The sequence below is a fragment of the Candidatus Nitrosocosmicus sp. R genome (genome assembly GCF_054408505.1).
In genome coordinates this window covers 2,590,947-2,615,436 of record NZ_CP167090.1, presented here as the reverse complement: position 1 = coordinate 2,615,436, position 24,490 = coordinate 2,590,947, and the positions used below count along the sequence as shown (strand labels likewise).

The window sequence follows — 24,490 nt, the reverse complement described above, 5'->3', positions numbered from 1 at the left end:
TTTGTTTAGATGGACTCAGACTCAGAGCTTTTATGGTAAATATTCTAGAAAACATATGTCGCTACATCTAAAAAAAGGAAAATCTAAAATAATCTTCTATAGTTGAGAGAAAATGTTAACGGGTATTAGATTCATAGGCATACAATATGTTATATTTGTAGTATCAAATGACTAAATAGAAAAAAAGGAGGAGAAGGTTATTTATCCTTGTGCTAATGCGTTACTTCCTGTATTTTCTTGACTTTGGACGTTGATGTTGTTACCAGAACCTATTGTATCTGCACCTGATACTACTTGGCTGTTTTGGCTGGAGGATTGAGATTGGCTGATGCTTTGTTCTGCAGAGTTTCCATCCTGTCCACCTTGTGCTAATGCGTTGTTTCCACTGTTCTTTTGGTGTTGGAAACTAAGGTTGTTGCATGATAGAAAGGTTGTTCCACCTGATACACATCCAGCATTTTGGTTTGACGATTGTGATTGGTCTATGGACTGTTTTGCTTTATTTTTCTTGTTGTGTGTGGCTAAAGCATCATCTACATTGAGTATTGGACTGACAAATAGGGTTAATGCTACCACTATTGCAATTGATGCGACAAAGATTTTGCTGTTTTTGTTTTTGATTTTGTTTTGGTTGTGAATATTTGTTTTATTCATACCTTTGATACTATGAAAAAAATATATTGGGATTGCTAACTAGGTGCAATACTCTAATATTCTAGCAGTTTTAGAATTAGACTGAAAAGAACAACTCCTAATAGGCAAATAATGAACAAAATTTTTTACAATTGCGGACAATTATCTAATCTTAGATTGACAGATTATCGTCAAACAATTTTTATTATGCGTTTTTTCGCCACTCAAATTAATGAATTATACCATATTTGGATTGTTCCATTTGATGACATTGATATATCAAACACATGGTTTGACTAAATCGCGTAATTCTTATCTACCAAAACTTTTAAGAAGCATCCTATCTCAAAAATAAACATGGTCAAAAATTTAATACCTACTTGTAGTAAATGTGGTAGCTTCGTTAGTGATCACATAGAACCAGAAGTAGAAAAAGAAGGCCAAATTAAAGAAGGAAAATATGTCGACAATGTTTGGGTTTGTAACGAATGTCTAAAAAATAAATAAATATATTAATATGAATACAAAGTAACCCACATTAGCTCCGCATGAAAATATGATTGATCGGATCTAAATTATTTAATTAGATACTTTGTATAAAGTTCGATGTTAGTTATTGCCTTGAGTCTATAATTGTGGAAGTTCATATCATGACCTATCACCATTGTTAAAACTTCGACTACGATCTCAGTGCTTTTATTGAATTGATTTCTAGCAGTATGACCTTTAGGTATCATCTTTGCCCAAATCTTTGTCAATTTTTTTCTGTAATTCTCTATATTTCTTGTATTTCTTGTCCCATTTTGAAAGAACAAACCACTGCCTGATCCCTATGCCCATCCACACGATAAAAACAATTACAGGAATTAGTGGCAGGTATCTAAAAGAGGAGTTAAATCCAGAATTAGAAGCAGAATTGGAGTCATTTCCCCAATGACCATTTCTTGTCCAATTATTATAGCCATCATCATGAAACGGAAATCCAAATAACATGAATGTTAATATAAACGCTATCGGAGGAATGATCATAATAGTTAGTAACATTATAATGAAAAGTTTCTTGGTTTTATTTAGTTGATCAATTATCCCATCCATTATGTAAAAAATACTAGAATCTGATCTTGTATTGTTGTTATCAGAATTATTTTTGTTGTCATTGTTGTCTTCATTATCATTATTGTTTGATTTTTTCATTAGTCTCGCCTCTCCTTTTCATTATTTCTTGGAAATAGTTCTTCATAAGGTGCCAGAATTTCATTCAAGATTAATCTTCCTCTTTCTGAGACTTTGTAGTTGATTATGACTTTGCTACCCCAATTTTCTTCCATTCTATTGATCAATTCTTTTCTGACCATATCGTCCAAGATTTCTTTATGTTTAACATTATTCAAACCACAGTAACTCATAAGCTTACTCTGATTAATTTCACCATATTCACAAAGTTTCAAGAGAATATCCTTCCTGATAAATATTCGATCACGGTATTCATGAACCACAATGAATCAATCAGAACAGACAAAATGTTTTCATATGTCCAATTAGGGTATCGTTTGACCATTCTGCGAATATATTCATATGTATGTACTTTTTCATCGTATAAACATAGTATAACAAACAGGATACGTATAAAATCATAAGGGAACAAAGTTACGTCTCAAAGGTCCAGCATCGTTAATATAATCAAATATAATATTTTCAGGATGATAAAATCACAAAAATTAAGAATAGAAAAATCTGTAAGAGCTACTGCCACTAAGGTATCACTAACAACAGTAGCAATTATTGCATTTTCAACACTACTTGTTTTATTCTCTGGACCTAGCAGTAGCACTACTACTACTACTATGACAGCTTATGCAGAGCAAACAGACACCATCAATGCTACAAAGGTAGTCAATGCTTCAAAGGATAAAGTGTGGAATATCATTTCAAAAGTGGACAAGAATCCAGATTATTGGCCGATTTCGATTGTAAAAAACATTAGCAAATCAGACAACACTGTAGAAAGAGAAGTTACTGTTCCTGCACCGCCCTTTATGGATAATAAAGCTCATCAAATAATAACCATTATTCCACAACAATTTACAATTGTTGAAAATCAAACTCAAGGCGCTGTTACTGGGGTTAAAACCATATCTTTACAACAGGAGGGGAGTGACTCCAATAAGACCGAAGTTAGCATAATATGGAATCTAGACATGTCTAAAATACCTAGCATTGGAAAGGGATTCGCAAAAGACGGTATAAGTAACTCTGTAGATGAAGCACTAAACAAGATTGCAAATGCTGTTAAATGATTAGATTGATAAAAGGGTATGTCCTGAAAGTAATTAGTAGGTATTCGTCTACCTATTGACGTCAGAAAGAGAAATACTTGCTTATCATAAGTGTTCAGATTTTTATATTATCACTCAGCAAGGGAGAATTTCATAACAGTCCTAATTACTATTTTTAATTATTGTATCATTTGGATTTCGGTTTGGATTTAAAATAAAGCCTTCTCTTATTATGTTCTTCATGTACCGAACAATTTTTGATACACAATAGATTGCAGGTCGATATTTAATTTAATTTAATTTGATCTAATTTAATTTGAATATATCATTTAAACATTTGTGACGGATATATCCAGATGGAATTAATTGTAGAATGAAAATAAATAATCACAGTATTGTACAAGTTTGTAAAAGAAATGAAGTTAATGCATTTATACCAACGGATACAGTTTGATCTTTGTATATGCCAATGCCAACCCAAGGGGCAACTAAAATTAGTAAAATAATGACAAAAAAACTCGAAACTGTCGGATCTACCTCCTCTGCACAGGAGGTCGCCATAAAGATGAGGGATAAACAGGTTAGTTCAATTGTAGTGATGGATGATAGATTCGGCATACCTCTAGGAATTGTCACCGAGAGGGACCTTGCGAGAAAAGTGTGCGTTACTGACAAGAATAGTACTCAATTATTAGCAAGCCAAGTAATGTCATTTCCTCTAATTACTGTTAATGCGGATTTATCATCTTCAGAGGCAGCAGACTTGATGTTAAAGAACAAGGTAAGACATTTACTCGTCATATCTAAAGATTCAAAACAAAACATGGATAATAATGACGCGTTAGAAGATAAAGATCTCATTAAACCGATAGGAATAATCACTACAACAGATTTTATAAAATTTAGTCTAATCTCTGATACGGATTCGGATAAAGATGTAAATGAAGACAATAAAACCGAGGAAATTTTAAAATACTATAGAAATGATTCGGATCATTCATGATTATAACTTTTGAGTGGCTTGGTCATTATGAACAAAATAATTTATCAACTAAAGTCTGCTTACAATAATCCCATAGATAGACTCACTTAATTTCTTTTATATGTGATAATATAATAAATATATCATTGTCTGGGAATAACAGAGAAACTATCAAAATTGGATCAACAGTAAGAGTGATAAAAAAAAGCGACCAAAAGACAGGAAAGGTAAGTGAAGGAAAAGTAAAGGAAATATTGACCAAATCCAAATTTCATCCCCACGGAATCAAAGTAATTTTAGAAGATGGAATAATTGGTAGAGTTAAGGAAGTAGTAAATGTATCAGTTAATAAGGACATATCAAAAGAAAACCTCCTCTAAGAAGGGGAAATGCTCATCTACTATTTTGAAAGTGTATATTCCGTATTCATGGTTACTATTCCATAATTCCATTCCTTTATCAAAGTAATTCATTCTCACATATTATTTTCATATCATAAAATAGATCGATTGAATCCTACTATGATAACAAAATGGAAAATCTCAATTTGATTTGTCCTTTAATTTTGACATCTATAAATACTGTTATGGCACGGTGGCCCAGTAAAGTGCTATAGGTAAGGCAAATGTGGAAAGAACACCAAATACATAGTGAAGCCTACTACTAGATCGATATCCATAATCATTGGAATCAGTTAAATTGATTCATCATGTTCTTTTATTATATATTCAATTATTTTTTCCCTTGTTCAATCTCTCTCAAAAATTTTTCTAGTCTTTCTTTAATGGCTTCTTTCGAAATAAGGCTAAAAGACGCAAAAGGTTTCTTTAGTCTTGCCTCACGAGCCCACAATTCGTACAATATTTCCTTGATTCTATTTACATCACTATTTGTCTTTGATTCTTTTAAGACATTTATAAGAAATGACAAACCTTCAGAGGAAATAGATAGATGTGATTTAGATAGGACGACATCCTCATCGATATGAATTAGACCATCACGTTGCAAGTCCTCCGAGAGATTCCACAATTCAAGAATTGTTGGATAGTCATAAACTAAACTTAACTTTAGCAATCGCCAGACGTCAATCAAAGTGAATGAATGGACCTCATCAGGTTCTGAGGCCTTTTCCGTTGATTTTACATACCCTAAGTGAAATAATATCCACATCCGGACGAATTCATAATTCTTCATTTTTATAAACTACACTACATTCTATTCTGCACTTTTTGTTCAAAAACTTTCCAAACTTATGTTGCTACAGTTAAAAAAATCAAGAATGAGGGGCATTGTTTACTCAACTTCTTCCTGTAATTAGTTGTAAGTACAGGATAGAATGGATGGTGATATTCTTTTTTGTTATTGTCATCATTGTAGTTCTCAATTTCATTATTTTGGTTGTCGTTTTGGAGGGGGGGGTCTATTCATATCATGGACATCATAGAAAAATATATTAGAATTGCCATCTGATTGCACTAATTAGTCTCTAGCCATTTTAGAATTTGAATAGAAAGAGAATATTTGAATAGGAATTTAAGAGGTTTTTTCCAAATATTAGAAACAAGAGCTTCAATATTTTGATATCAAGAAAATAGAATCGATACAAAGTATACAGATCAGATTTTTTTGAATCAATTTAATAGAAAACTTTTTTTTCATTAGACTCTCATTTGTGTGTGTGACACTCCCTGAAATTGACAGTTTATCGATCACCTTATTAGTGGATAATTATACTGACAGGTTGTTACCATCATCGTTAATTGCAATTCGCCCACCCATGATGAAAAATGAACAATTTCTTCCTCCTCCTCCACCCGTGGCGGAGCATGGTTTTTCAGCTCTGATTAGAGCTATATCTAATGACTATATGACATATCAAAACAAAGACCAATCACTCAATGAAAACGTAATTCTATTTGATTGTGGAACCAGTGAAAATGGTGTTTTATCTAACGCTGAAATATTAGGAATAAACCTCAATTCCATAAATTCTATCATACTTAGTCATGGACATTTCGATCACTTTACTGGCCTATTAAGTATCCTCAAAAAAATAGACAAGCCTGTTAGATTAATTTGCCATCCCGATGCCTTTTTGAGAAGATGGATAATATTCCCCAATGGCAAGGATAAGGCAAGATTGCCATTTCTCGATAAAGAGGAATTACGAAGACAAGGAGCAGTTATAATGACAAAAAAAGACCCCAGTTTAATTTCTCAAGACAGAATAGAAGAATATCAATACCCCTTGAACGACTACACTGTTGTTGACAATTCAATACCTAAATTACTAGTTACTGGTTGGATTCCACGAACGACTACTTACGAAAAGGGATTTCCATTGCAGTACAAAGAAGACCTCAATACAAGTACCCTTATTCCCGATCCTTTAGTAAATGATGATCAAGCTATTGTCGCAAATATCAAGAACAAAGGATTGATAATCATTAGTGGATGTGCACATGCGGGTATTATTAATACAATTAAATACGCCAAATTGCTTACTGGAATCAACAAGATATATGCAGTGATCGGGGGTTTTCATCTAACTGGTGGAGGCATTTATGAGGATGCAATCGAACCAACAATAACAGAATTAAAAAAGATAGATCCAAGATATTTGATCCCTTGTCACTGCACGGGATGGAAAGCTACCAACCGAATAATTCAAGAACTACCTGAAAAATTTCTACAACCAAGTACTTGTACTACCTTTACCTTTACATTCGATTCGACCCTTTAATATAACTACATTTGGTAAAGTATACAAAAATTTAGTATTTACTCATGTGTACTGAGAGATCACCTTTCATTTGAAATACTTAAGAAGTGACCATCATAACATACTACTTTTTATAGAATTCAAACGAATTACAGTAACAAAAAATAGTGAATGAACGAATAACAAATATTGACCACTTACCCCAATGTCTCTTGGCACGAACTAATTCTTGCTACAATCGACCTGCAGCTTCATGCAGACAATATTTGACTTATATACTTCAATGCGAATCTTAAATATTTGAATTTGTTAAAATAACACTGCTATTTTTTTCTGCTTTAGTATGATGTAATATAATTATGAAATTATGAACTGAATATATTAGATGAACTACATCACATAGTCAAATATGGATATAATAAAACGACAAGATCGAGCATGGAACAAAATAAATATTTTTACATGTGTCGAATGTATAACCATTATATGATCTTTGAATGCCCGGTTGGACACATTTGTTTTAGTAAAGATGAACTAACCATTTGTGGAATGCGAGGATGCAATAAACAAATAGACATGCTAAGCCCTGACGATATCGAATGGTTTTACAAAATAGATAAGAATGGACTTTGTATTACTAGGACTGACCTTCACATGATAATTGAAGATCCTAATATGCCAAAAGACGTAAAGAAGCAAATACAAAAATTATTTACCAATATTTCTTGACAGTTCATAACAAGAAATCATAAAAGAATTAAGAATTAAGAAATAAGAAATCATAGTAAAAATTAGAAAAATTTTTCGATACAAATCTAACAATAATGATAGAATTATTTTGAGGTCTCAATCTTCATATTTAGTATGAAAATGACTTCACCTTAATATCTTGGTGCTGCGTCTCTAGTAACAGGTTCCGATAAAAAGTAAAAGTAAAAGTAAAAATATGTCAGTTTTTTAGAGTTAAGGGAATATTTTTGATATGTTAGATATTAATAAAGATGAAGTCGATCTTCGATGTCAAATATCAAGATCAACCCATAAGGCAGCATGATCCGAGGGTGCATCTTTAGCGGTTTTCATCTCAGGAAAATGGGCAAAAAGATCACCGTTTTTACCTCCCCACACACCTCTTCTCTCAATTCCACCAAGTTTAGCCTTTTTGGCCAATTCTGGAGACATTAATATATAATCTAATTTTCCTGATTTTGTTCCATTACCATGGGTGCCTGGTCTATCATCTCCCACAAATTTTTCATGTTTCATAATATCTAATAAATTGGAGTTACTACCTAGTAGAGTACGTAAAGGAGCACTATCAGGAGTATCGTTCAAGTCTCCTATAACAGCAATAAAATCAAATTTTTTATTTAATTCGTCATAAATCTTTCTGACTTTCTTTGCTTGACGTGTACGTTTTTTGTCATTGTCTTGTTGAGCACCAAAACCTTTACTCTTAAAATGATTTATTAATAAGAACAGATCATTTCCCGAAGGAGTAGTTAAATGATATTCTGCACAATCTCTACTAAATATTAATCCGTCTGAATCAATATCATCTACATGGCTAGTCATCGATCTTATTTCAAATCCTTTTCTACTGATAATACCAACATCAATACCTCGTTCATCATTGCCGTCTATAAGCATAGTGTGATCGTATGGCTGCCCATTTACCTTTGGTATCACCATATCATTGAACCGCTTTAGTGCAATCCTATTTTCTGCTTCAACTACACATAAAATATCTGCTTTTAATTCATTAATAACTCTCGCAGTATTTTCAATGGCTAATTCTTTGATGGTATCTTTTTTGAGCTCAAACCATCCTATCCAATCATCTCGCCCTTTTGCTAAGACGACATATACACCTTGTTGCTTTTTAACTAGCTTTGCTCGGACTTCTACAAGACGAATGAATTTACTTTCACCTTTTGTTAGTAACCCCGTATTTCGTTTCATTATTTGCAGTATTTCCTTTTTGATTTGTTCAGAGTATATCTTGTTTTGGATCAAATTAATTAAATCATCAAAATCCTTTAACACTGTTTTACCATCTTCCCATGATGGCAAATTCATTACCGAAGGCCTTTCAAACATATTTTCTACATTGAACGAGGCTAATCGCATTTACTCATCTGTTATGATTAAGATAATATAAATATGTTTTATTATATTGCCAATGAGTGACAATTGCAAATTAAATGTATTAATCAAAATAACAAAATTTGAATGTAGAACCGCATCAACTGTATTGTGATTAACTGTTAGGACATTTTGTATTCTTATACTTCACTTTGATGAGATAAACATAACAACCGAGATCTTTATCAAGACAGGATCATACTAGGTTTATCAAGAACTCATCATAAGTATAAAAATAATTAAAGAGACAATTAACTAAAAAAATACCAAGCTGCTACTTTCTAAGAAGGATTTGAATTCTATCAATTTTTGATTTTCTTGTGCATCAATATCCTTTTACTCTGTGGTTACATGATGCAAGACAAATAATTATTGCACAGATAACTATCGTCGAAATTAAAAAATATAAGCCCTAGAATCCAAAATAGCTCTTGTGAAGGATTAACCATTCAATTTTCATGGTGCAATATTTACTATAAAGGTTCTCACTTCTGAGACAAATGGAAAATATACGGTAATGGATGTAATCCACCCACCTTACTTGGGTCCTGCGTTACATATGCATCCAATGGGCCCTGAGACTTTTTACATAATTGAAGGCGAATATGAATTTATGTCGGGTGAAAAATCGTTAATTGGTAAATCAGGGGATACAATTTTTGTTCCAAAAGGAACTCCACATAGATTTGAGGTAGGCCGCAAAGGTGGACACGCTCTTATAATGAGTCCTCCCGAACTAGAGCATTATTTTTTCAAGGTTGGTGAATTATTTGGCAAAGGCAAGGTTTCTTACAAAACAGAATCAAACATAGCAGAGCAATATGGTCAAATTTTCCTAGATAACAGAAACCATTGGAAATAACTAATTCTACTTGACTTTTGGATTTCTCAATATTGTAATTTGATTAAATTTAGATTTTGTTGGATTAAAGTATTCTAATCAATCGTGGTTTTATGATTAGTTCAATCAGCCTAGCCAATAGACAATTACATGATCCATCTAATACTAATTCTCAATCACATCAAAGAAATCAAGTATTCAAAAATGATTAGAATTTAGTTTGGTATTCTACTGTCACTATATTCTTTTATGATTTCTAACATTTCTGAAACCATGACTTAACCTTTTTGTACGATTATTTCACAAGAATTTAACTAGTAAATATTTGACTATGTATTTTAGTCTTTAATGAAATATTATATTGATGATACAATATGCAGTCATTTTGATGATATTGCCAATATTGATCTCGATGAATTCCTTCGGTTCCGACGGTCTCGTCCTCCAAAACATGTCTGAAGACATCAACTATTTGTTTAGTAATTTAACACCAGACAATCTTGGAGTCAAAGAGTATTCTAATCAATCTAATAGTATTTCCAATATTCAAAAGGATCTCCAAGAGTCCGCAAGTATCTCAACTGATAGTAATATGACTTTATGACAAGAGGCTTTAACACTAGGATAAAAAACAATAGAAGGTAAAGTTCTTATCAAATATTACTTTTATTTTAGTTATTTACGGATTACCACAATGTTAGCTGAGCTAGCACATGCTTTCAATAATAACATAACGGCAATAAAAAATGAGAAACTTAGAATTTCTAGACTCTCCTGATATGTTAGAATCTATGATCAAAGTGAATTTAAGACTACTACCATATGAAGAAGAGATATGATCACACTTTTTTTATTTAATTAACAATCATATTTGCTCTTATTCTCTACTAATTTAGAGCAAACTTGCTATTTAAAGTAAAAATATAATATATTGCTGCTTTCATATATTTTCTAATTTCTTCATCACTCATCTTGGTTGAGTCTGGTGTTTGGAAATTATCTCAGCCCATTGATGTTAATCTAATGGATTTCCTGTTAAAGACCATCATAGAATATATAAAAGATGTAAAGAAATTTAATAACTATTACTGCCGGACTATAATAATATTGATTCTTCAGAAGCTAGGTTTTTGTGAATCAGAATCTAGATACATGTTGCACTCATTACCACTAGAATGACTGCTACTACAGTATTAGAGAAACAAGTTTCAACGACAAAGGATAGTAAATAGTGGGTTGCTCCGTCGTTACTACCAGACGATAGTTATCTTGTTCATCTATTTCCATTAGATACTATCCTTTGTTTTTCATCCATCTACTATTTGACAATACCGCTTTACTCGCGTCCCTTGATAAATGATATACATGGACCTGTTACATACCTTTCCTCTTGATTTTTGAATGCGTTTGCGATCGTAATGACAAAGTTCCAAATGAAAATAGAATAGAAGATGGATAGAAATTCATCCATGATATGGATCATACGGAAGCATATTGGTCGTATTGCCTTTCTACTATAGGACGGTTCCAATTATCTCTTAAATAAAAAATGACGACAAAAAGCTACTTACTATCTTTTGTAAAAAAATACTAATTCAAAATAAAATGATAATGTATGTATTGCTATAAATACGCATATAGTCATGTTGTTTTAGATTACTTGTGGGAACCAGAAGTATTTGGAACGGCAGCATTTCATTTGGGTTAGTAAACATTCCAATAAAGTTATTTACAGTATCTGATAGCAGTAACGAATATTCGTTTAACCAGTTGGATGAAAAAGGACATAAAATTCAGTATAAAAGATGGTGTCCAATAGAGGAAAAAGAAATCCCGTATGAAGAGATAAAAAAAGGGTACAAGATTGCAAAGGACGAATATATAATAATAGAAAAAGAAGATTTGGATAAAATTCAACCAGAAACTACTAAAACAATTGACATCAAAGAATTTATTGACATCAAAGATTTTGACACTATTCTTATCGAAAAGAGTTATTATGTCTCCCCTTTTACGGATAAAACAAGTGGAAAAAGAAAAAGCAAACAAAAAGAAAGTGTTGTATCGGCTTCTACCAAGGCCTATAGATTATTTGTTAGTTCCCTTAAAGAAACAGATAAAATCGCGATAGGAAAGGTTGTGTTAAAAGATAGAGAACATGTGGTCGCCATTCGTCCATATCAAAGGGGTATGGTAATGCATCAACTGATGTACCAAGAAGAGATAACACCAATAGATGAAATAGACGGAATGCCGGGGTCTGAATCTTCTGCATCTTCGGTACCTATAGATGAGAAAGAATTGGAACTTGGGAGAATGTTAATAGGAAATTTGACTAGTTCACAATTTGACCAGACACAATATTCGGATGAATATACAAAACAATTAGAAAAAATGGTAACTGCAAAATCTAAAGGGATCACATACAAAACTGAAGAAAAAGAAGGCTTAGTGGATACTAGTAATAACCTATTGGAGGCTTTGAAAGCAAGTGTTCAAAGAAGCAAAACTGTCAAGAACTAATGCAAAATATGAACAAAAAAATCTTGCCGGGTATATCTGCCTTAGAAGAAGAATTGATGTAATAGTACATCTTTTTAATGAAGTTAGTTATTGACAGGCTGCTATATTTTTCTTAAACTTTGAAATCGGAAATGTGTTCAAGAATTTCTTCAAGATTTTGCTTGTGTGATAAAATATCCTTCCATGGATCTATTTTTCTCTTATAAAGGTCAGGTACTGTATTTATTGTAAAATCGGTAGGGATAATGTCTACCAGGTCTTCCCATGTTAGTGGAACTGAAACCGTCGCATCTTCTACCGGTCTTGTTGAAAAAACAGACGCCAGTGTTTTCCCAATAGAATTTTGATTATAATCTAAAAATACTTTTCCTTTTCTATCCGTTGTTTTCCATTCTGTAGTAATTTGACCGGCATTGCGTTTATTCAGGATTTGAGATATTACTCTGGCAAATTCCCTCGTTTGCTTGTATGTATACATGTTAATTACTGGTAGGAATATGTGCAATCCTGTTTTTCCAGAAGTTTTAACATATGATTTTATATTCAATTCATTAAAAATATCTTCCAAATCTAGAGCAATTTCAACTGTCGTTCTAAAAGCAGCTAAACTATAGGCTGGTTCCTTTGATTCATTTTTTTTATCAATGTTTATGTATGGATCCAAATCAAAAACTATAAAATCTGGATAATTTAATCCACATTCTTCCGTTTCTATTACATCCATTTTATTGCATTGATCATAATCATTAACCCGACTATTCCATGGATGTATTTCAATACATCCCAAATTCACAAGCCATAGTAAAGTTTCCTTGTTATTACATACTATATAGTTGATCTCATCATTATTTGATTCTGAATATACCTTTACTGTTCTAACATAATGTGGTTTTATATTTTTCCAATCCTTTTGATAAAATGCTTTTCCATATATTCCATCTGGATACCTACTAAGAGAGATGGGCCGGTCTTTAAGATAAGGTAGTAGAAGTTCGCTTATTTTATCGTAGTACTCCATTAAATCTCCTTTTGTAATAGGTGGACGATATTTTGTTGCGCTCCAAAACTCCTTTTTCAAATTGGAAAATTGTTGGTCAAGTTTAGTTATGGGAACACCGTTCTTATTATTGGTTAATTTTAAGTCATTATCATCTTCATCCTTCTCTATGGTATCTGCAAACTTTGAATTTGTAAGACTTGAAATTTCAATGACACATTGGTATGGCGGCTTGTCTTCTCTAATTCTTAGAAATATAGGTGCCCGCATTATCTTGTTACAGGTCCAATTATTGAATTTCACTTCTACTACTGTTATGGGTCTTACCCATACTGTTTCCCTGTTAAGATATGGAATGTAATCAACAGGACAATATGGAATTTCTATTTCTCTTAGTTTTTTATGAATTAAGGAGAGGCTTTCAAAACTAAATCCACTACCCGTATGACCTATGAATCGTAAGTTACTAATGTTATTTTTGGAATTGTCATTATTATTATTGGTATTAGTATGAATATCGTTTTGAGTATTATCGATTGCTGCAAGTAAGAGAGATCCAAAATAATTCTTTCGGTTGCCTTCACCTCTTGTATAGCCTATCACCAAACAGTCCTGGGTTTTGATATTTTTTATTTTAAGCCAGTCTCTTGTACGGATACCAGAATGATACTTGCTGTTCCTCTGTTTTCCAATTATCCCTTCCAAGCTCATCCTCTTTATGGTCTGAAAAACATCTATCCCAAATTCCTCGACAAAGTCAGATATTCGTATTTTTGAGTTCTCTTTCTTAACCAGGTTGACTAGTATCTTTCTTCTTTCTGCAAATGGTATCTGCATGAGGTTATTATTGTCTAAATATAATATGTCGAACACATAATAAACTGCCGGATATTGTTCAGACAAAATTTCAATACTCTTTATAGAATCAACATTCATCCTTTTTTGATGGTTTTGAAAATCGGGGTATCCATCATTATCTAAAATAACGATTTCCCCATCCAATATGACAAAGTCTTTGAACATATCTTCTTTTAGGGCACTTTTAAAAGTGTTCTCAAGTTCAGGATAGCGTTGAGTAATAATATCACCTACACGTGATTTAATCGTGCAAGTTTTATTTAACCTATCCACAAGAGTGATAGCCCTTACCCCATCCCACTTTATTTCAAATATCCAATCCTTATTGTTAAATGGTTTATCCGTAAGAGACGGTAACATAGGTTTTATTCCTTCAAAGCACATTTGTTTTAAGGATCGATTAGCAGATGCCCGATTCATAGTGCCAAGACTCTGATCCTCCAATTTATCCAGTATATCTGGATTCTCTGGGATCTCCGCAGAGTATTTTATTATATTGTTGTCAACTTTTACATCTTTTTTTAGAGTCTTGCTGGATTTGTATCGCATTAAATCTCTATTTTTTTTGCCTGTTAACACCGATTCAGGTCTACTCTCTGTTATTTCTTTTTCACCATTCGTGTCACCGTTGTTTGAGCCACAAGCAAAATCATCCTTTAATTTAATTAATAACCACTGATTTTTGGTCCTAGTTTTCACCAAAGAAAATTTGCCTCTTAATTTCTGTCCATATAATACAAACGTAATCTTTCCATATTTTTTTTCTAGCTCAGACACGTCTAAACCTTCTGGGATATTCTCTTGGTGTTCTTTCGCAGAATATTTCGTTAAAGATCTTTTTTCCAAGCTGTATTCACCAGTATCCCATACTATTACAGTTCCAGCACCGTAGTTTCCTTCAGGGATAACTCCTTCAAATGACAAGTAATCCACAGGGTGATCTTCTGTTTGTATTGCCAACCTCTTTATGGATGGATCCAGCGATGGTCCCTTAGGGACGGCCCAGGATAAGAGAATATCCTCCTTAATAGATTCCAATCTAAAATCATAATGCAATCTAGTCGCTTCATGTTTCTGGACCACAAACCGAGGTCTTGATTTTGATTGGTTAAGATCGTCATTTGAGATGATTGCATCGCCTGGAGCTGGAAAATTTTCTTTACTCAGATTGTTATTTCCAATGGGCTCAGGAGATGCCTTAAAATTCCTTTTCTTCCTGTATTCGTCTAACATGTCCAATTCATTGTAATCGAATATCTTTGAATAATTGGAAAACTATAAAATAAACATATAGATACATTTTTTGACTTAATGGTAGAATATAAGATCTAAAGGATATAATAACTAGCATTTCTAATTCGGTTTAAAAAGATCCACTCCATTTCATAGGTCAACTACAAGGCTTTATTCTGGTTGTTCAACTTATTCATATATAGACTAAAAAAATAAATCCACCAAATCCTAACAACATCATTCCTGCAAACATAAAAAACAAAAGATAGAAGGCACCCATTAACCAATAGGCAGTAAAAATAAATCCCATAATGATAAAAAAGGAGGATATACAGTATAAGGCAATCGTTCCCAAGTTGTTTTTTAAATTATCTCGTCTACTCATTTTGCAGTTTACTCTATTCTTATGTATATTATCAGCTACTTACATTGCATCATTCATAGACTTGAAGATATATCCTTATTTATTATTGAAAGAAAATATGGTTATTATATATAAGACTTTCAAATGAATCATAAAGTTTGTTAGTTTGATGAAAGTTCTGAGCCGCAAGTATTGCAATATTTCAAATCTGTAAGGTTTATTACTTTGCAATTTAGACATTCGATACTGAATCTATCTTCAAATTCCTTTCGAACTCTATCAGAGGCAACAGATTCCATGTTATTAGCAAATTCATCCATCATTGTTTTGCATATTGAACCAAGAAAAATTGATGTAAATGGATCAGCGGCCAGGTGATATTTACCCCCCTCGCGTTTTTGTACATTTATTGAAATTTCAGCAAACTCCCCCTCATGAAGACCTAGATGTTTAGTTGAATATAGTTTGTCAAGATTTGACTCTATTTTATGAAAGAAGTAATATTCTTGAGGATAATTTTTCCTAAACCAATCGGTAAATTTTCTCCTTGATTCTTCACTAGGCATTTCACATAAACATCTAGAAACGAAAATATTTAAAAGATCAACTTTTAGACCTCAATATTGGATTTTAGTGAGATTATTTTCAAGTAATTGTATCATTAATGATAATATTCGATTAATTATTTATTTTTTCGATTTAAAAAAATTAGGCAGGTATTGACCCTTCTTCTACCTTTCCAATTTCTGATTGTTGCTGGGATATCTTCTTTTCCTTCTTTATCGTTTTCTCTTGTTCTTCTTTCTGGAGTAATTCATATTCAAAGCACATACAATATCTAAGGAAATATCATTTATATAATTAGTATTGAAAGAGAAAAAACAATGGAATTTTAGACTTAGGTAGAGGGTAGAATTATCAAATCCGTCTTACAAGACAAACTATGAATTTTCACCGAGTTCCAGATCTAGTTTCGATATTATGGTTGCATTTGTATCGGTAGCAATGTTTGTATGAATATAAATCCAAAAGATCTGTTGATGATTAATGTTACTATCATTGGCGGAGTCATTTTTTAAGCTAAAAAGATGCTTTTAATACATGAAATATTCAGAATATTTTCACTAAGGGTGTGGAGTTTTTGCCCCGATTATAATCACAAAATCAAGCAACCTAATTTGCTTTTTGTCTTTGAGTTTACATTTCACATATTCTGTTAACCTATAATCAGTTGAAGGTTTGATCTTATGGTATATATCACTCATTAAAAAGAGTGCAAAGTGTACCACATGAAGACAAATACTGTTGTTATTAGTTTAGTTTTCTTGAATAGTTAAACAGTGTTTGTTGATTCAATTCTAATTAACTAACTAGAATGACATTCATAGTTATTCATTTTCGTTTTATTAATTTGGATTAAGAAATTCACTTTCTATTTGTTATTGGCATATTAAATGTCTCAGATCAATGAACTTTGTTATTATTTTTATATACGACATCACTATTTACTATAGTAGTTGAATATCTCTGAACAAACTACACTTCGTAATCGAAAAACTGATTTGATATATGATATGGATACTGCAGTAAGTTACGGAATTAGTTTTTTAGAGAATGTCAGTGAGAGAATGGACATTTGCGTAGATAAGAATGGACCCTCTATAATTATAAAATCAGAAATTTATAAGAGTAATTATATTAAAGCAAAAAATCGGGGTGCAAAAATCAGATTCATCACAGAGATTACAAAAGATAATATTCAATACTGCAAAAAGCTAGGTGAAATTGTAAGTGAACTCAGACATCTTGATGGGGTGAAGGGATCTGTATGTGTAAATGATTCGGAATTTTTAGGCATGTCAACTTGGAGTGAAACAAAACTTTTGAATCCTGTTATATACAGCAATGAAAGAGAAGTAATAGAACAACAACAATACATATTTGAAATGTTTTGGAAAAAGGCTGAACCTCTTACACAAAAACTAATGGAAATAGAAGAAGGAATTGTTCCCGAAGTTATGCAATCCAGGAATAGTCCTGTAGACATTCAAAATAAAGTCTTTGATCTTTTAAACTCTGCTGAATCTGAAATACTGGTAATAATGTCTACTTCTAAAGCATTTCATAGACAGGCTGAATCAGGTACTTTTCAGTTACTAAAGGAGTTAGGAGATGCTAAACCATGGATAATTATTAAAATTCTAACTCCAAAAGATAATGAAATGGAGAGGCTGATAACAATACTAAATAAACCTAATTTTATAATCCAATACATTGAACCCCTATCTAAAGTGTCAATACTGGTAATAGATAGAAAGCAGTCTCTCGTTGCGGAAACTAAAGATGATGCAAAACAAATCATATCAGAGGCTGTCGGATTTGTAACCTATTCAAATAGTGCACCCACAGTACTATCCTATGTAGCAATATTTGATAGTATTTGGAAACAAACAGAGATCTATCAGGAACTAAAAGATGCACATGAAAAATTAAAAATTCATGACAAAATGCAAAAGGAATTCATAAACATAGTGGCTCACGATTTAAGAACGCCTCTTACTCCAATCATCGGACTGACTGAGTATGTGAGAGATAAGACAAAAGATGTACATCATATGGAATTACTGGACAGAGTAGTAAAAGATGCAAAGAAATTATCCTATTTGAATGAAAAAATTTTGGACGTTACTAGATTTGAAAGTAAATTATTTAAACCAAATAAAGAGGTTTTTAGCCTTAATGAATTGATAGTGACCGTAATTAAAGAATTAGAACACATCTTGGATGATACAAAAAAAATAAAATTTGAATGCCATTTTGATACCGAATATCTAGTGGATGCGGATAGCAGAAGAATAGGACAAGTAATTTCTAATTTAATTGATAATTCTATTAAATCAATTTCAGAACAAGATACAGGGAGAGGAGTTATATCAATAACTACAAGTGTTGAAAAGATAACTAGTACCATTACCACTTCCAGAAGCGACAATTACCCTCAACTTATGGTTATTGTTAGTATAAAAGACACAGGTATTGCATTAGATAATGAGATATTACCTAGATTGTTTACCAAATTTGCGACAAAGTCTTTTCAAGGTACAGGACTGGGATTGTATTTATCGAAAAATATTATAGAAGCGCACGGAGGTAAAATCTGGGCTGAAAATAATAAAGATGGAATCGGAGCCACCATTTCGTTTAATTTACCTTTAACAGATAAGTAATCTAAAATAGTTCTTGACGTATGTTTCTATTTTAAAGGTTAAACAATTAATAATTCGCGACGGTTTTTACATGGAGAAATAATCACACTAGACAAGTGATTATGACTACTTTAGTCTTCTGATTTAAATTTGTTGGTAACTTCTGTATCATCAGCATAAACCTAGTTTATGACCCCGAATATTACTTGCCAGTTCTATATAAGAATAAAGGTTTTCGGTCACAAGATGTACAAATTAAATGTATAAAATATAAAATTTTGCCATATCATAATTACTATTATATCGTCATGGGGCGCGGGTTGCCTTTGTTCTTTTTTCTTGTTGTAATTATAACTTGGAGTTTGGTTCTTTTTATCATCCCGTAAATATTTGAGAAATATATTTTATATATATTTTATTACAATACATTAATACATTCAAACATATGATTTCTTTTATGTGAAAAAAATTAGCAATATTTAACAAATTATTCAAAAATACGCATTAGTCAAGGCGCCATCATTCAGTCACATCTATTACCCCATCTTTTAATATGGGAGTAAACGAAATACGAAAATTATAGGAAAGAGACGGATGACATACATGTCCTACTTCAGAAATGAGGTGGAGAATCTTTTTTATTAAGAGTAAAATCTTCGTTGCGTTATTTATCATTTTTATCAATTCATGATTTAAGATGAAAGAAGTCCATAGTCGACGAAAGTATCTGATCAACTATTAGAGGATTTAACAGGAGGATCATTAACAGGCACGCAGTCATGTTCATATTGCTGATGCCGCGTCAAACTTGACATCTAATTTAATTTGATAAAGTCTGAATTATATAAACCTGGAGATGACAAGTTTATCCTAACCGCCTACTAAAAATTATCATTTTCTGGTGCCCCATTAAAAGATTTACAATTAGGACATTGCGATATTATGTCGCGATAATTATAAACCATTACATTTTCTGCCAAGACAAATCCACAATAACCACAAATGTGGGATTCTAGTGCGATCCTTTTGAACAAAACATCTTTATCATCCAAAGTAAAAGTTGTATTCATCTCTGTGTTTGGTGGCGATATGACTTGTAGCTTAACTATTTTAGTCACATGACATTCATTTACATTATCTGATTTAAGGCATACTTATTTTTCTTATAAAAAAGATAATCGAACAATAATACTTTAGTCATGATGATTTATTCGGACATTTAGATCTACCTGATCATGTGTATATTCTGTTGACATGATTTTTTTCTATAACAAGTTTAGTTATTACTCGCCCGTAGGAACCAACTTCCTTGTTTTATTGGGATTTTATCCAAGAAAAAAAAGATTATGTCAGCTAAGTAAAATCACGACATGTTTAACAATTCCTTGGCTTCGTAGAAAGCAGATAATTCTTTTGATATATGATCAGCGAAAATTCCAAGTAATTCAAATTCAATAGGTGACAGAGTCTTTTTACTAAACATTGCCAGTACTCCTATAGGTTTTCCAGCATGGGTTATTGGATAACCTGCAAATGATCTCAGCTTTTCTTTTTCCGCCCATATGGGATACTTAATTCTGGGATCGTTTACTACATCATTTGTAATGACTGGTTTATTTCTCTTAACAATTGTGCCTATTTTGCTGTCTAGCTTTATTGATACTTTCGAAAACTCGCCGTTGTTGTTTCTGTATTTTCCTGAGCTGAATTTTAAGATAAGATTTATGCCATCTTTATCAAACAACCACATTCTTGCAAATGTAGCATCAAAATATTTGACCAAGCTGTCTACTGTGAGTTGAAGCTTTGTGTTGAGATTTTCTGATTTCCTTAATGAATTTATTATTTTGTAAATTCTGAATTTCTTTTCATTGGATTCTTGTTCGTCTAATATAGAATAAGGAGTTGCTTTTATGATTTTAGAATCATAAGTTCGATATTCTGAAACCAACTCTGTAAAGCGGTTGATAAAATTATCACTTTCTAACTCATATTGTTCTATGGAATCAAAAACAAAATGACATATGAAATCAAAGTCTCCACTCATTCTAGCAGAAAACAAACAGAAATCTGAATTTTCAATGTATTTGTTTAATCTTTCCAGGAGGTCAGAAGTATTTCTAGTAATTTTGAATTTTAATAGAATGGTTCTGCTTATCTTATCCGAGATAAGGGATGGATTGAAGATGGGAGAATATCCCAAAATAGTATTAGATTGCTCTAACCTTTTTAACCTATATCGTATGGCTCTCTCCGTTATTTTATGTTCCATTTGTCGAATATGGTCTGCAATTTCAGCCACAGGTATACGAGCATTTTTACTTAAATCAGAAAGAATTACTTTATCGATTTCATCAATCATCTTTATGACAAACTATAATAAATTGTTCTTTATTTCTATTTCGGAAAAAATAGAAAATCTGCTGTCCTGTACATCAAAAAGACTTCATAACATTATTTCCGTTTCAGAAATATCGTGATATTTTTGTTTCAATGAAGAATATTACTTGGACTTTCGTATATTATATCATGCAACTAGATTTGTTTGAAATTGACAGAGTAATTGATGATATGGCAAGGGGATATGCGGCCCCATGTGCTACAACATGGTTTAAGGTAACAAACAACAAGAATCCTACAAAGGAAGAGTATAGAAAAAAGGTGGTGGAATTTATGAAACATTTCGAATATGTTTTGGCTAATCTATATCCTTCAAATACACAAACAGAATATCTCAGAGATTACGTAAAGGGTGGATTAAGAAAAGCAATTCATAGCATAAATAGTGGAAACAATAAAGAAGTAGAAAGACGCTATACATACTATACAGATTATTGCTAATCTTCAAAATAAAAGGTAGACAGAATATGTTAAGATTAGCAATACCATTAATTATCATTTTTATAATTGCAGGAGCTGTAAGCTTTTCATTAGCCTTCACCTATTATCCAAAGAAAAATGTGAATGTCAATGTTGATGGTATCTGTTATGAAATTTTAGGATCTGCTTACTCAGACTATAAGGACCTTGAAGCTGAAAGAGAATTGCGAGTCTTAGCACATGAATATAATGCAATAGAAAAACCAAATTCAATTATACCTATAGTGTATACGGGAACTAAGGATCAAGTGCAGGATTTTATCTCAAAGTACAATGTCAGAGTAACTGATAATCAAGAAATTGGTGGTGAAATGTATTATACTAATGACTATATCGGTAAAACAATCATCAAAGGAGAAATATCAAAAACAAATTTGCTAAAGGTCATCACGGACTTATCATCATCCAAAAGAGTCATGAATGAAAACGTTCTTTACAATTTGGGAATACAGAACAACACATTCTTAAGTTCGGAAGAAAGAGAAAAAATTTCATCAGATTCAAATAGCTTTATGCTTGAAGGAATACAAAAGATATTAGAAAATAGAAAAGATAGTATCAAGCAAGCAGAATGTCGGAGTCAAATTCAAGTATGAGATGGTACTCGACTGTTGTCGGTAGAGCACCATTTGTCTCTCAGCACGGCAGTTCCAGTTACTCCCTTAAGGATATGAATAGTATGATAGAGAACACAATACAAAGGTTGGGTGCAGCATTCTTTGATACTAACGCTACTGGAAATTTGGAATTCCTCAAAAGTACAGTAGGAGTGTACCAATCATATGCCGACGAGAAAAACAGAAAAGGAATATTTGCAATGTGGCAGCTAAGGGTTTGTTAGATGATTAGACATATTTTCTTTTACCATTTTCATATTGTCATCATTTTTAAGGCTATCTAAATTATCTATTCAAAGTCCATTAGCGTATTAAATTTTCACTACTAAATCAGTATTGTTATATGCCATTGCAATAGATAATGTATGCGAAAAAGATATCCAGACTCGATTCTGATGTTTTAGTCAACACATACTCCCGCTACTGCCACCTTTTTGAATAGGTGAGGTGACGCAATGGTACTTGGTGGATATTTAGACGTTCTGTCATTTGGATTCATAACTTTGTTAACCGCGTTCTTAAACTGAGCTGCAGACTCCCAAACTGCATAGTTAATGAATATTCCACTCCCCCCAATGCCTCTATGTAATTGTGTAGAAATGAACCCGGCCTGTCCTTTAAAATTCTCTGCTTCTTCGGCCCATGCCTTTACAAACTCATCGGACTCGGAAGGATTTACATTAAATTTGTTAATCAATATAACTGGACCAGCATCTTCATTCATTTGAGAGAATATTGATACGCTTTCATCCATTTCAACTACTTTGGTCATTTCCACTAATAACTACTATAAAATATTTCAAGATTATGTATAAGGGCACTTTTTGCATCTATTAGGATGATTGAAGTCAAGCCAAAAGATTTATCTTATAATATTTACAAATTCTTTGTTGTTGAATTCTTGTATTTTTTAATAAAAAACTATTAAATGCTGATTTCCATTAAATGACATAAAAAATGATGAATTAAAACAAAATTCCATATTGTTATTGTTTCCTACTAGATGTCATTATCTTTCCTAGTTCTTCATAGAAATCTTTGTTTGTACTTGACGATGATACAGAAGCTTGCCATTGTTTTTCAATAGTTTTAACAGCTAATTCAGCGGTCCTATCAATGGTACTTCCCCATTCTCTTTCAATAATTTTCTTAATTTTCTCCACATGGATTTCCTTTAATGCAGTAAAAAATGAGCTTTCTAATAGTTTCTTTGTTGCTTCAATTGGATCTGTATCACAGTAAGAACAGCTGTAGCAGTCATTAGGTATCGTTTGGCATCCACACACACTTGCACTATTCTGATTATGTCTTGCCGCTTCTCCAATTCTGGGGTAAGACGCACAATTTGAGTAACATTGAGTTTCTATCATTTCATAAATCACTTTGTGTTATTAACTATAATAAGGTAAGTATATAAACTGGTAAGTAATTAATCTGTAAGTAGATATAGGGTTGTTAAGTTGGTAGAACTCAAAACCTCAGAGCAGTATCAAAAAAAGAAAGAAAATCTAATTCACCAAAAGATAATAGACGATATGGAATGCAAATGTTGTCCTGTGTTTAATATCTTTAATATAATTGGCAAAAAATTTTCTCTTTTAACATTACGCAATATGCATTACGATAAACAAAAACGATTTAACGAATTTTTGAATTCTATAGAAGAGATCAACCCAAAAACCTTGTCAATACGGCTAAAAGAGATGGAAAAGGATGGTCTTATTAAACGTCTTATTGAACGTCATGTATACAATGAAACGCCAATTAGGATAGAATACTATCTTACTCAAAAAGGTAAAGAATTACAACCAATAATGGAACAGATGGCGTTGTTTTCGTTCAAATATTGTTGTGATCAAATATTTGACAACCCCGATCCTATTAAAATTGAAAAGATAACCGCCAAATCTTTACGAAATTATATGTAAATTAGTCAACCTTTGCACATATTGAAAAGTTATTCCTAGATTCTAATTTAATAAGTTTATAGAAAGAGAAAATCAAAAATATTGGCAGGTTTACTATCTAAATTGCGACTGACTCTCTTACAAGATATTATATTACATGTTTTATTTTCTTTCCTAGGTCTCTTATCGTAATGGTAAAAAACAACAATTAAAATGGCTACTCATATATTTCATTTCAATATCTCGATTTGGTATAAATATGAATAAATTATTTGAACGTCAAAATTAAAGATTTTTGTTAGACAA

The 24,490-nt window shown here is 32.0% G+C and carries 26 protein-coding genes; 14 read left to right on the top strand and 12 right to left on the bottom strand.

Going from position 1 to position 24,490, the window contains the following annotated elements; genetic code table 11:
* Positions 1 to 201: 201 nt before the first annotated feature.
* Positions 202 to 654 (bottom strand): hypothetical protein, encoded by a 453-nt coding sequence (locus AAGU22_RS13520; protein WP_458719633.1) that lies wholly within the window; start codon positions 652 to 654, stop codon positions 202 to 204.
* 336 nt (positions 655 to 990) lie between these two features.
* On the opposite strand from AAGU22_RS13520, the gene AAGU22_RS13515 reads away from it, so the two are divergent.
* Positions 991 to 1,140 carry a hypothetical protein gene (locus tag AAGU22_RS13515; protein WP_458719632.1) on the top strand — a complete coding sequence of 50 codons (150 nt, stop codon included), beginning with the start codon at positions 991 to 993 and terminating at the stop codon, positions 1,138 to 1,140.
* A 219-nt stretch (positions 1,141 to 1,359) separates the two neighbouring features.
* Here the strand turns inward: AAGU22_RS13515 and AAGU22_RS13510 are convergent, their stop codons facing one another.
* Together AAGU22_RS13510 and AAGU22_RS13505 are read right to left on the bottom strand one after the other, a co-directional pair.
* A complete protein-coding gene (locus AAGU22_RS13510; RefSeq protein ID WP_458719631.1) occupies positions 1,360 to 1,827 on the bottom strand; it encodes a hypothetical protein in 468 nt (155 codons plus the stop codon).
* Positions 1,827 to 2,081 (bottom strand): winged helix-turn-helix domain-containing protein, encoded by a 255-nt coding sequence (locus AAGU22_RS13505; protein WP_458719630.1) that lies wholly within the window; start codon positions 2,079 to 2,081, stop codon positions 1,827 to 1,829. Before AAGU22_RS13505 ends, AAGU22_RS13510 begins: the two co-directional genes overlap by 1 nt.
* Before the next feature lie 252 nt (positions 2,082 to 2,333).
* On the opposite strand from AAGU22_RS13505, the gene AAGU22_RS13500 reads away from it, so the two are divergent.
* The 3 genes from AAGU22_RS13500 (at position 2,334) to AAGU22_RS13490 (ending at position 4,271) form a co-directional block, all read left to right on the top strand.
* Positions 2,334 to 2,930 (top strand): hypothetical protein, encoded by a 597-nt coding sequence (locus AAGU22_RS13500; protein ID WP_458719629.1) that lies wholly within the window; start codon positions 2,334 to 2,336, stop codon positions 2,928 to 2,930.
* A 448-nt stretch (positions 2,931 to 3,378) separates the two neighbouring features.
* Positions 3,379 to 3,912, top strand: a complete 534-nt coding sequence (locus AAGU22_RS13495) for a CBS domain-containing protein (protein WP_458719628.1) — start codon at positions 3,379 to 3,381, stop codon at positions 3,910 to 3,912.
* Between the two features lie 125 nt (positions 3,913 to 4,037).
* A complete protein-coding gene (locus tag AAGU22_RS13490; protein ID WP_458719627.1) occupies positions 4,038 to 4,271 on the top strand; it encodes a YwbE family protein in 234 nt (77 codons plus the stop codon).
* A 352-nt stretch (positions 4,272 to 4,623) separates the two neighbouring features.
* Here the strand turns inward: AAGU22_RS13490 and AAGU22_RS13485 are convergent, their stop codons facing one another.
* Entirely contained in the window at positions 4,624 to 5,085 is a 462-nt protein-coding gene (locus AAGU22_RS13485) for a hypothetical protein (RefSeq protein ID WP_458719626.1), read from the bottom strand.
* Positions 5,086 to 5,569: 484 nt separating this feature from the next.
* On the opposite strand from AAGU22_RS13485, the gene AAGU22_RS13480 reads away from it, so the two are divergent.
* Both AAGU22_RS13480 and AAGU22_RS13475 read left to right on the top strand, forming a co-directional pair.
* On the top strand, positions 5,570 to 6,634 hold the full coding sequence (locus AAGU22_RS13480; RefSeq protein ID WP_458719625.1) for an MBL fold metallo-hydrolase: 1,065 nt from the start codon (positions 5,570 to 5,572) through the stop codon (positions 6,632 to 6,634).
* Between the two features lie 465 nt (positions 6,635 to 7,099).
* The gene (locus tag AAGU22_RS13475; RefSeq protein WP_458719624.1) at positions 7,100 to 7,342 is read left to right on the top strand and encodes a hypothetical protein; all 243 of its coding nucleotides are present in this window, start codon (positions 7,100 to 7,102) and stop codon (positions 7,340 to 7,342) included.
* A gap of 291 nt (positions 7,343 to 7,633) precedes the next feature.
* Here the strand turns inward: AAGU22_RS13475 and AAGU22_RS13470 are convergent, their stop codons facing one another.
* Positions 7,634 to 8,743, bottom strand: a complete 1,110-nt coding sequence (locus AAGU22_RS13470; protein ID WP_458719623.1) for an endonuclease/exonuclease/phosphatase family protein — start codon at positions 8,741 to 8,743, stop codon at positions 7,634 to 7,636.
* A gap of 532 nt (positions 8,744 to 9,275) precedes the next feature.
* Here AAGU22_RS13470 and AAGU22_RS13465 point away from each other — a divergent pair.
* The 3 genes from AAGU22_RS13465 (at position 9,276) to ku (ending at position 12,122) form a co-directional block, all read left to right on the top strand.
* A complete protein-coding gene (locus AAGU22_RS13465; protein WP_458719622.1) occupies positions 9,276 to 9,620 on the top strand; it encodes a cupin domain-containing protein in 345 nt (114 codons plus the stop codon).
* Between the two features lie 391 nt (positions 9,621 to 10,011).
* Positions 10,012 to 10,203: a hypothetical protein gene (locus tag AAGU22_RS13460; RefSeq protein WP_458719621.1), complete on the top strand. Its 192-nt coding sequence runs from the start codon at positions 10,012 to 10,014 to the stop codon at positions 10,201 to 10,203.
* A gap of 1,058 nt (positions 10,204 to 11,261) precedes the next feature.
* Entirely contained in the window at positions 11,262 to 12,122 is an 861-nt protein-coding gene (gene ku, locus AAGU22_RS13455; RefSeq protein WP_458719620.1) for a non-homologous end joining protein Ku, read from the top strand.
* A gap of 112 nt (positions 12,123 to 12,234) precedes the next feature.
* On the opposite strand, the gene ligD is transcribed toward ku, so the two are convergent.
* The 3 genes from ligD to AAGU22_RS13440 all read right to left on the bottom strand — a co-directional run bounded on the left by ligD (position 12,235) and on the right by AAGU22_RS13440 (position 16,405).
* Positions 12,235 to 15,210 (bottom strand): DNA ligase D, encoded by a 2,976-nt coding sequence (gene ligD, locus AAGU22_RS13450; RefSeq protein WP_458719619.1) that lies wholly within the window; start codon positions 15,208 to 15,210, stop codon positions 12,235 to 12,237.
* A gap of 525 nt (positions 15,211 to 15,735) precedes the next feature.
* Positions 15,736 to 16,140 (bottom strand): hypothetical protein, encoded by a 405-nt coding sequence (locus AAGU22_RS13445; RefSeq protein WP_458719618.1) that lies wholly within the window; start codon positions 16,138 to 16,140, stop codon positions 15,736 to 15,738.
* A 142-nt stretch (positions 16,141 to 16,282) separates the two neighbouring features.
* On the bottom strand, positions 16,283 to 16,405 hold the full coding sequence (locus tag AAGU22_RS13440; RefSeq protein WP_458719617.1) for a hypothetical protein: 123 nt from the start codon (positions 16,403 to 16,405) through the stop codon (positions 16,283 to 16,285).
* Between the two features lie 686 nt (positions 16,406 to 17,091).
* Here AAGU22_RS13440 and AAGU22_RS13435 point away from each other — a divergent pair.
* Positions 17,092 to 18,801 carry an ATP-binding protein gene (locus AAGU22_RS13435; RefSeq protein ID WP_458719616.1) on the top strand — a complete coding sequence of 570 codons (1,710 nt, stop codon included), beginning with the start codon at positions 17,092 to 17,094 and terminating at the stop codon, positions 18,799 to 18,801.
* A gap of 860 nt (positions 18,802 to 19,661) precedes the next feature.
* Here AAGU22_RS13435 and AAGU22_RS13430 read toward each other — a convergent pair.
* Together AAGU22_RS13430 and AAGU22_RS13425 are read right to left on the bottom strand one after the other, a co-directional pair.
* Positions 19,662 to 19,898 carry a hypothetical protein gene (locus tag AAGU22_RS13430; protein WP_458719615.1) on the bottom strand — a complete coding sequence of 79 codons (237 nt, stop codon included), beginning with the start codon at positions 19,896 to 19,898 and terminating at the stop codon, positions 19,662 to 19,664.
* Between the two features lie 245 nt (positions 19,899 to 20,143).
* Positions 20,144 to 21,142, bottom strand: coding sequence for a GAF domain-containing protein (locus AAGU22_RS13425; protein ID WP_458719614.1), 999 nt, complete (start codon positions 21,140 to 21,142; stop codon positions 20,144 to 20,146).
* 131 nt (positions 21,143 to 21,273) lie between these two features.
* On the opposite strand from AAGU22_RS13425, the gene AAGU22_RS13420 reads away from it, so the two are divergent.
* The 3 genes from AAGU22_RS13420 to AAGU22_RS13410 are packed head-to-tail and all read left to right on the top strand — an operon-like array spanning position 21,274 to position 22,501.
* The gene (locus AAGU22_RS13420; protein ID WP_458719613.1) at positions 21,274 to 21,621 is read left to right on the top strand and encodes a hypothetical protein; all 348 of its coding nucleotides are present in this window, start codon (positions 21,274 to 21,276) and stop codon (positions 21,619 to 21,621) included.
* A gap of 26 nt (positions 21,622 to 21,647) precedes the next feature.
* Positions 21,648 to 22,256 carry a hypothetical protein gene (locus AAGU22_RS13415; RefSeq protein ID WP_458719612.1) on the top strand — a complete coding sequence of 203 codons (609 nt, stop codon included), beginning with the start codon at positions 21,648 to 21,650 and terminating at the stop codon, positions 22,254 to 22,256.
* Positions 22,253 to 22,501: a hypothetical protein gene (locus AAGU22_RS13410; protein ID WP_458719611.1), complete on the top strand. Its 249-nt coding sequence runs from the start codon at positions 22,253 to 22,255 to the stop codon at positions 22,499 to 22,501. Before AAGU22_RS13415 ends, AAGU22_RS13410 begins: the two co-directional genes overlap by 4 nt.
* A 176-nt stretch (positions 22,502 to 22,677) precedes the next feature.
* Here AAGU22_RS13410 and AAGU22_RS13405 read toward each other — a convergent pair whose 3' ends face one another.
* Both AAGU22_RS13405 and AAGU22_RS13400 read right to left on the bottom strand, forming a co-directional pair.
* Positions 22,678 to 23,049: an antibiotic biosynthesis monooxygenase family protein gene (locus AAGU22_RS13405; RefSeq protein WP_458719610.1), complete on the bottom strand. Its 372-nt coding sequence runs from the start codon at positions 23,047 to 23,049 to the stop codon at positions 22,678 to 22,680.
* A gap of 214 nt (positions 23,050 to 23,263) precedes the next feature.
* A complete protein-coding gene (locus AAGU22_RS13400) occupies positions 23,264 to 23,647 on the bottom strand; it encodes a hypothetical protein (RefSeq protein WP_458719609.1) in 384 nt (127 codons plus the stop codon).
* A 90-nt stretch (positions 23,648 to 23,737) separates the two neighbouring features.
* Between AAGU22_RS13400 and AAGU22_RS13395 the strand changes: the two genes are divergently transcribed.
* Positions 23,738 to 24,205, top strand: coding sequence for a winged helix-turn-helix transcriptional regulator (locus AAGU22_RS13395; RefSeq protein WP_458719608.1), 468 nt, complete (start codon positions 23,738 to 23,740; stop codon positions 24,203 to 24,205).
* Positions 24,206 to 24,490: the final 285 nt, after the last annotated feature.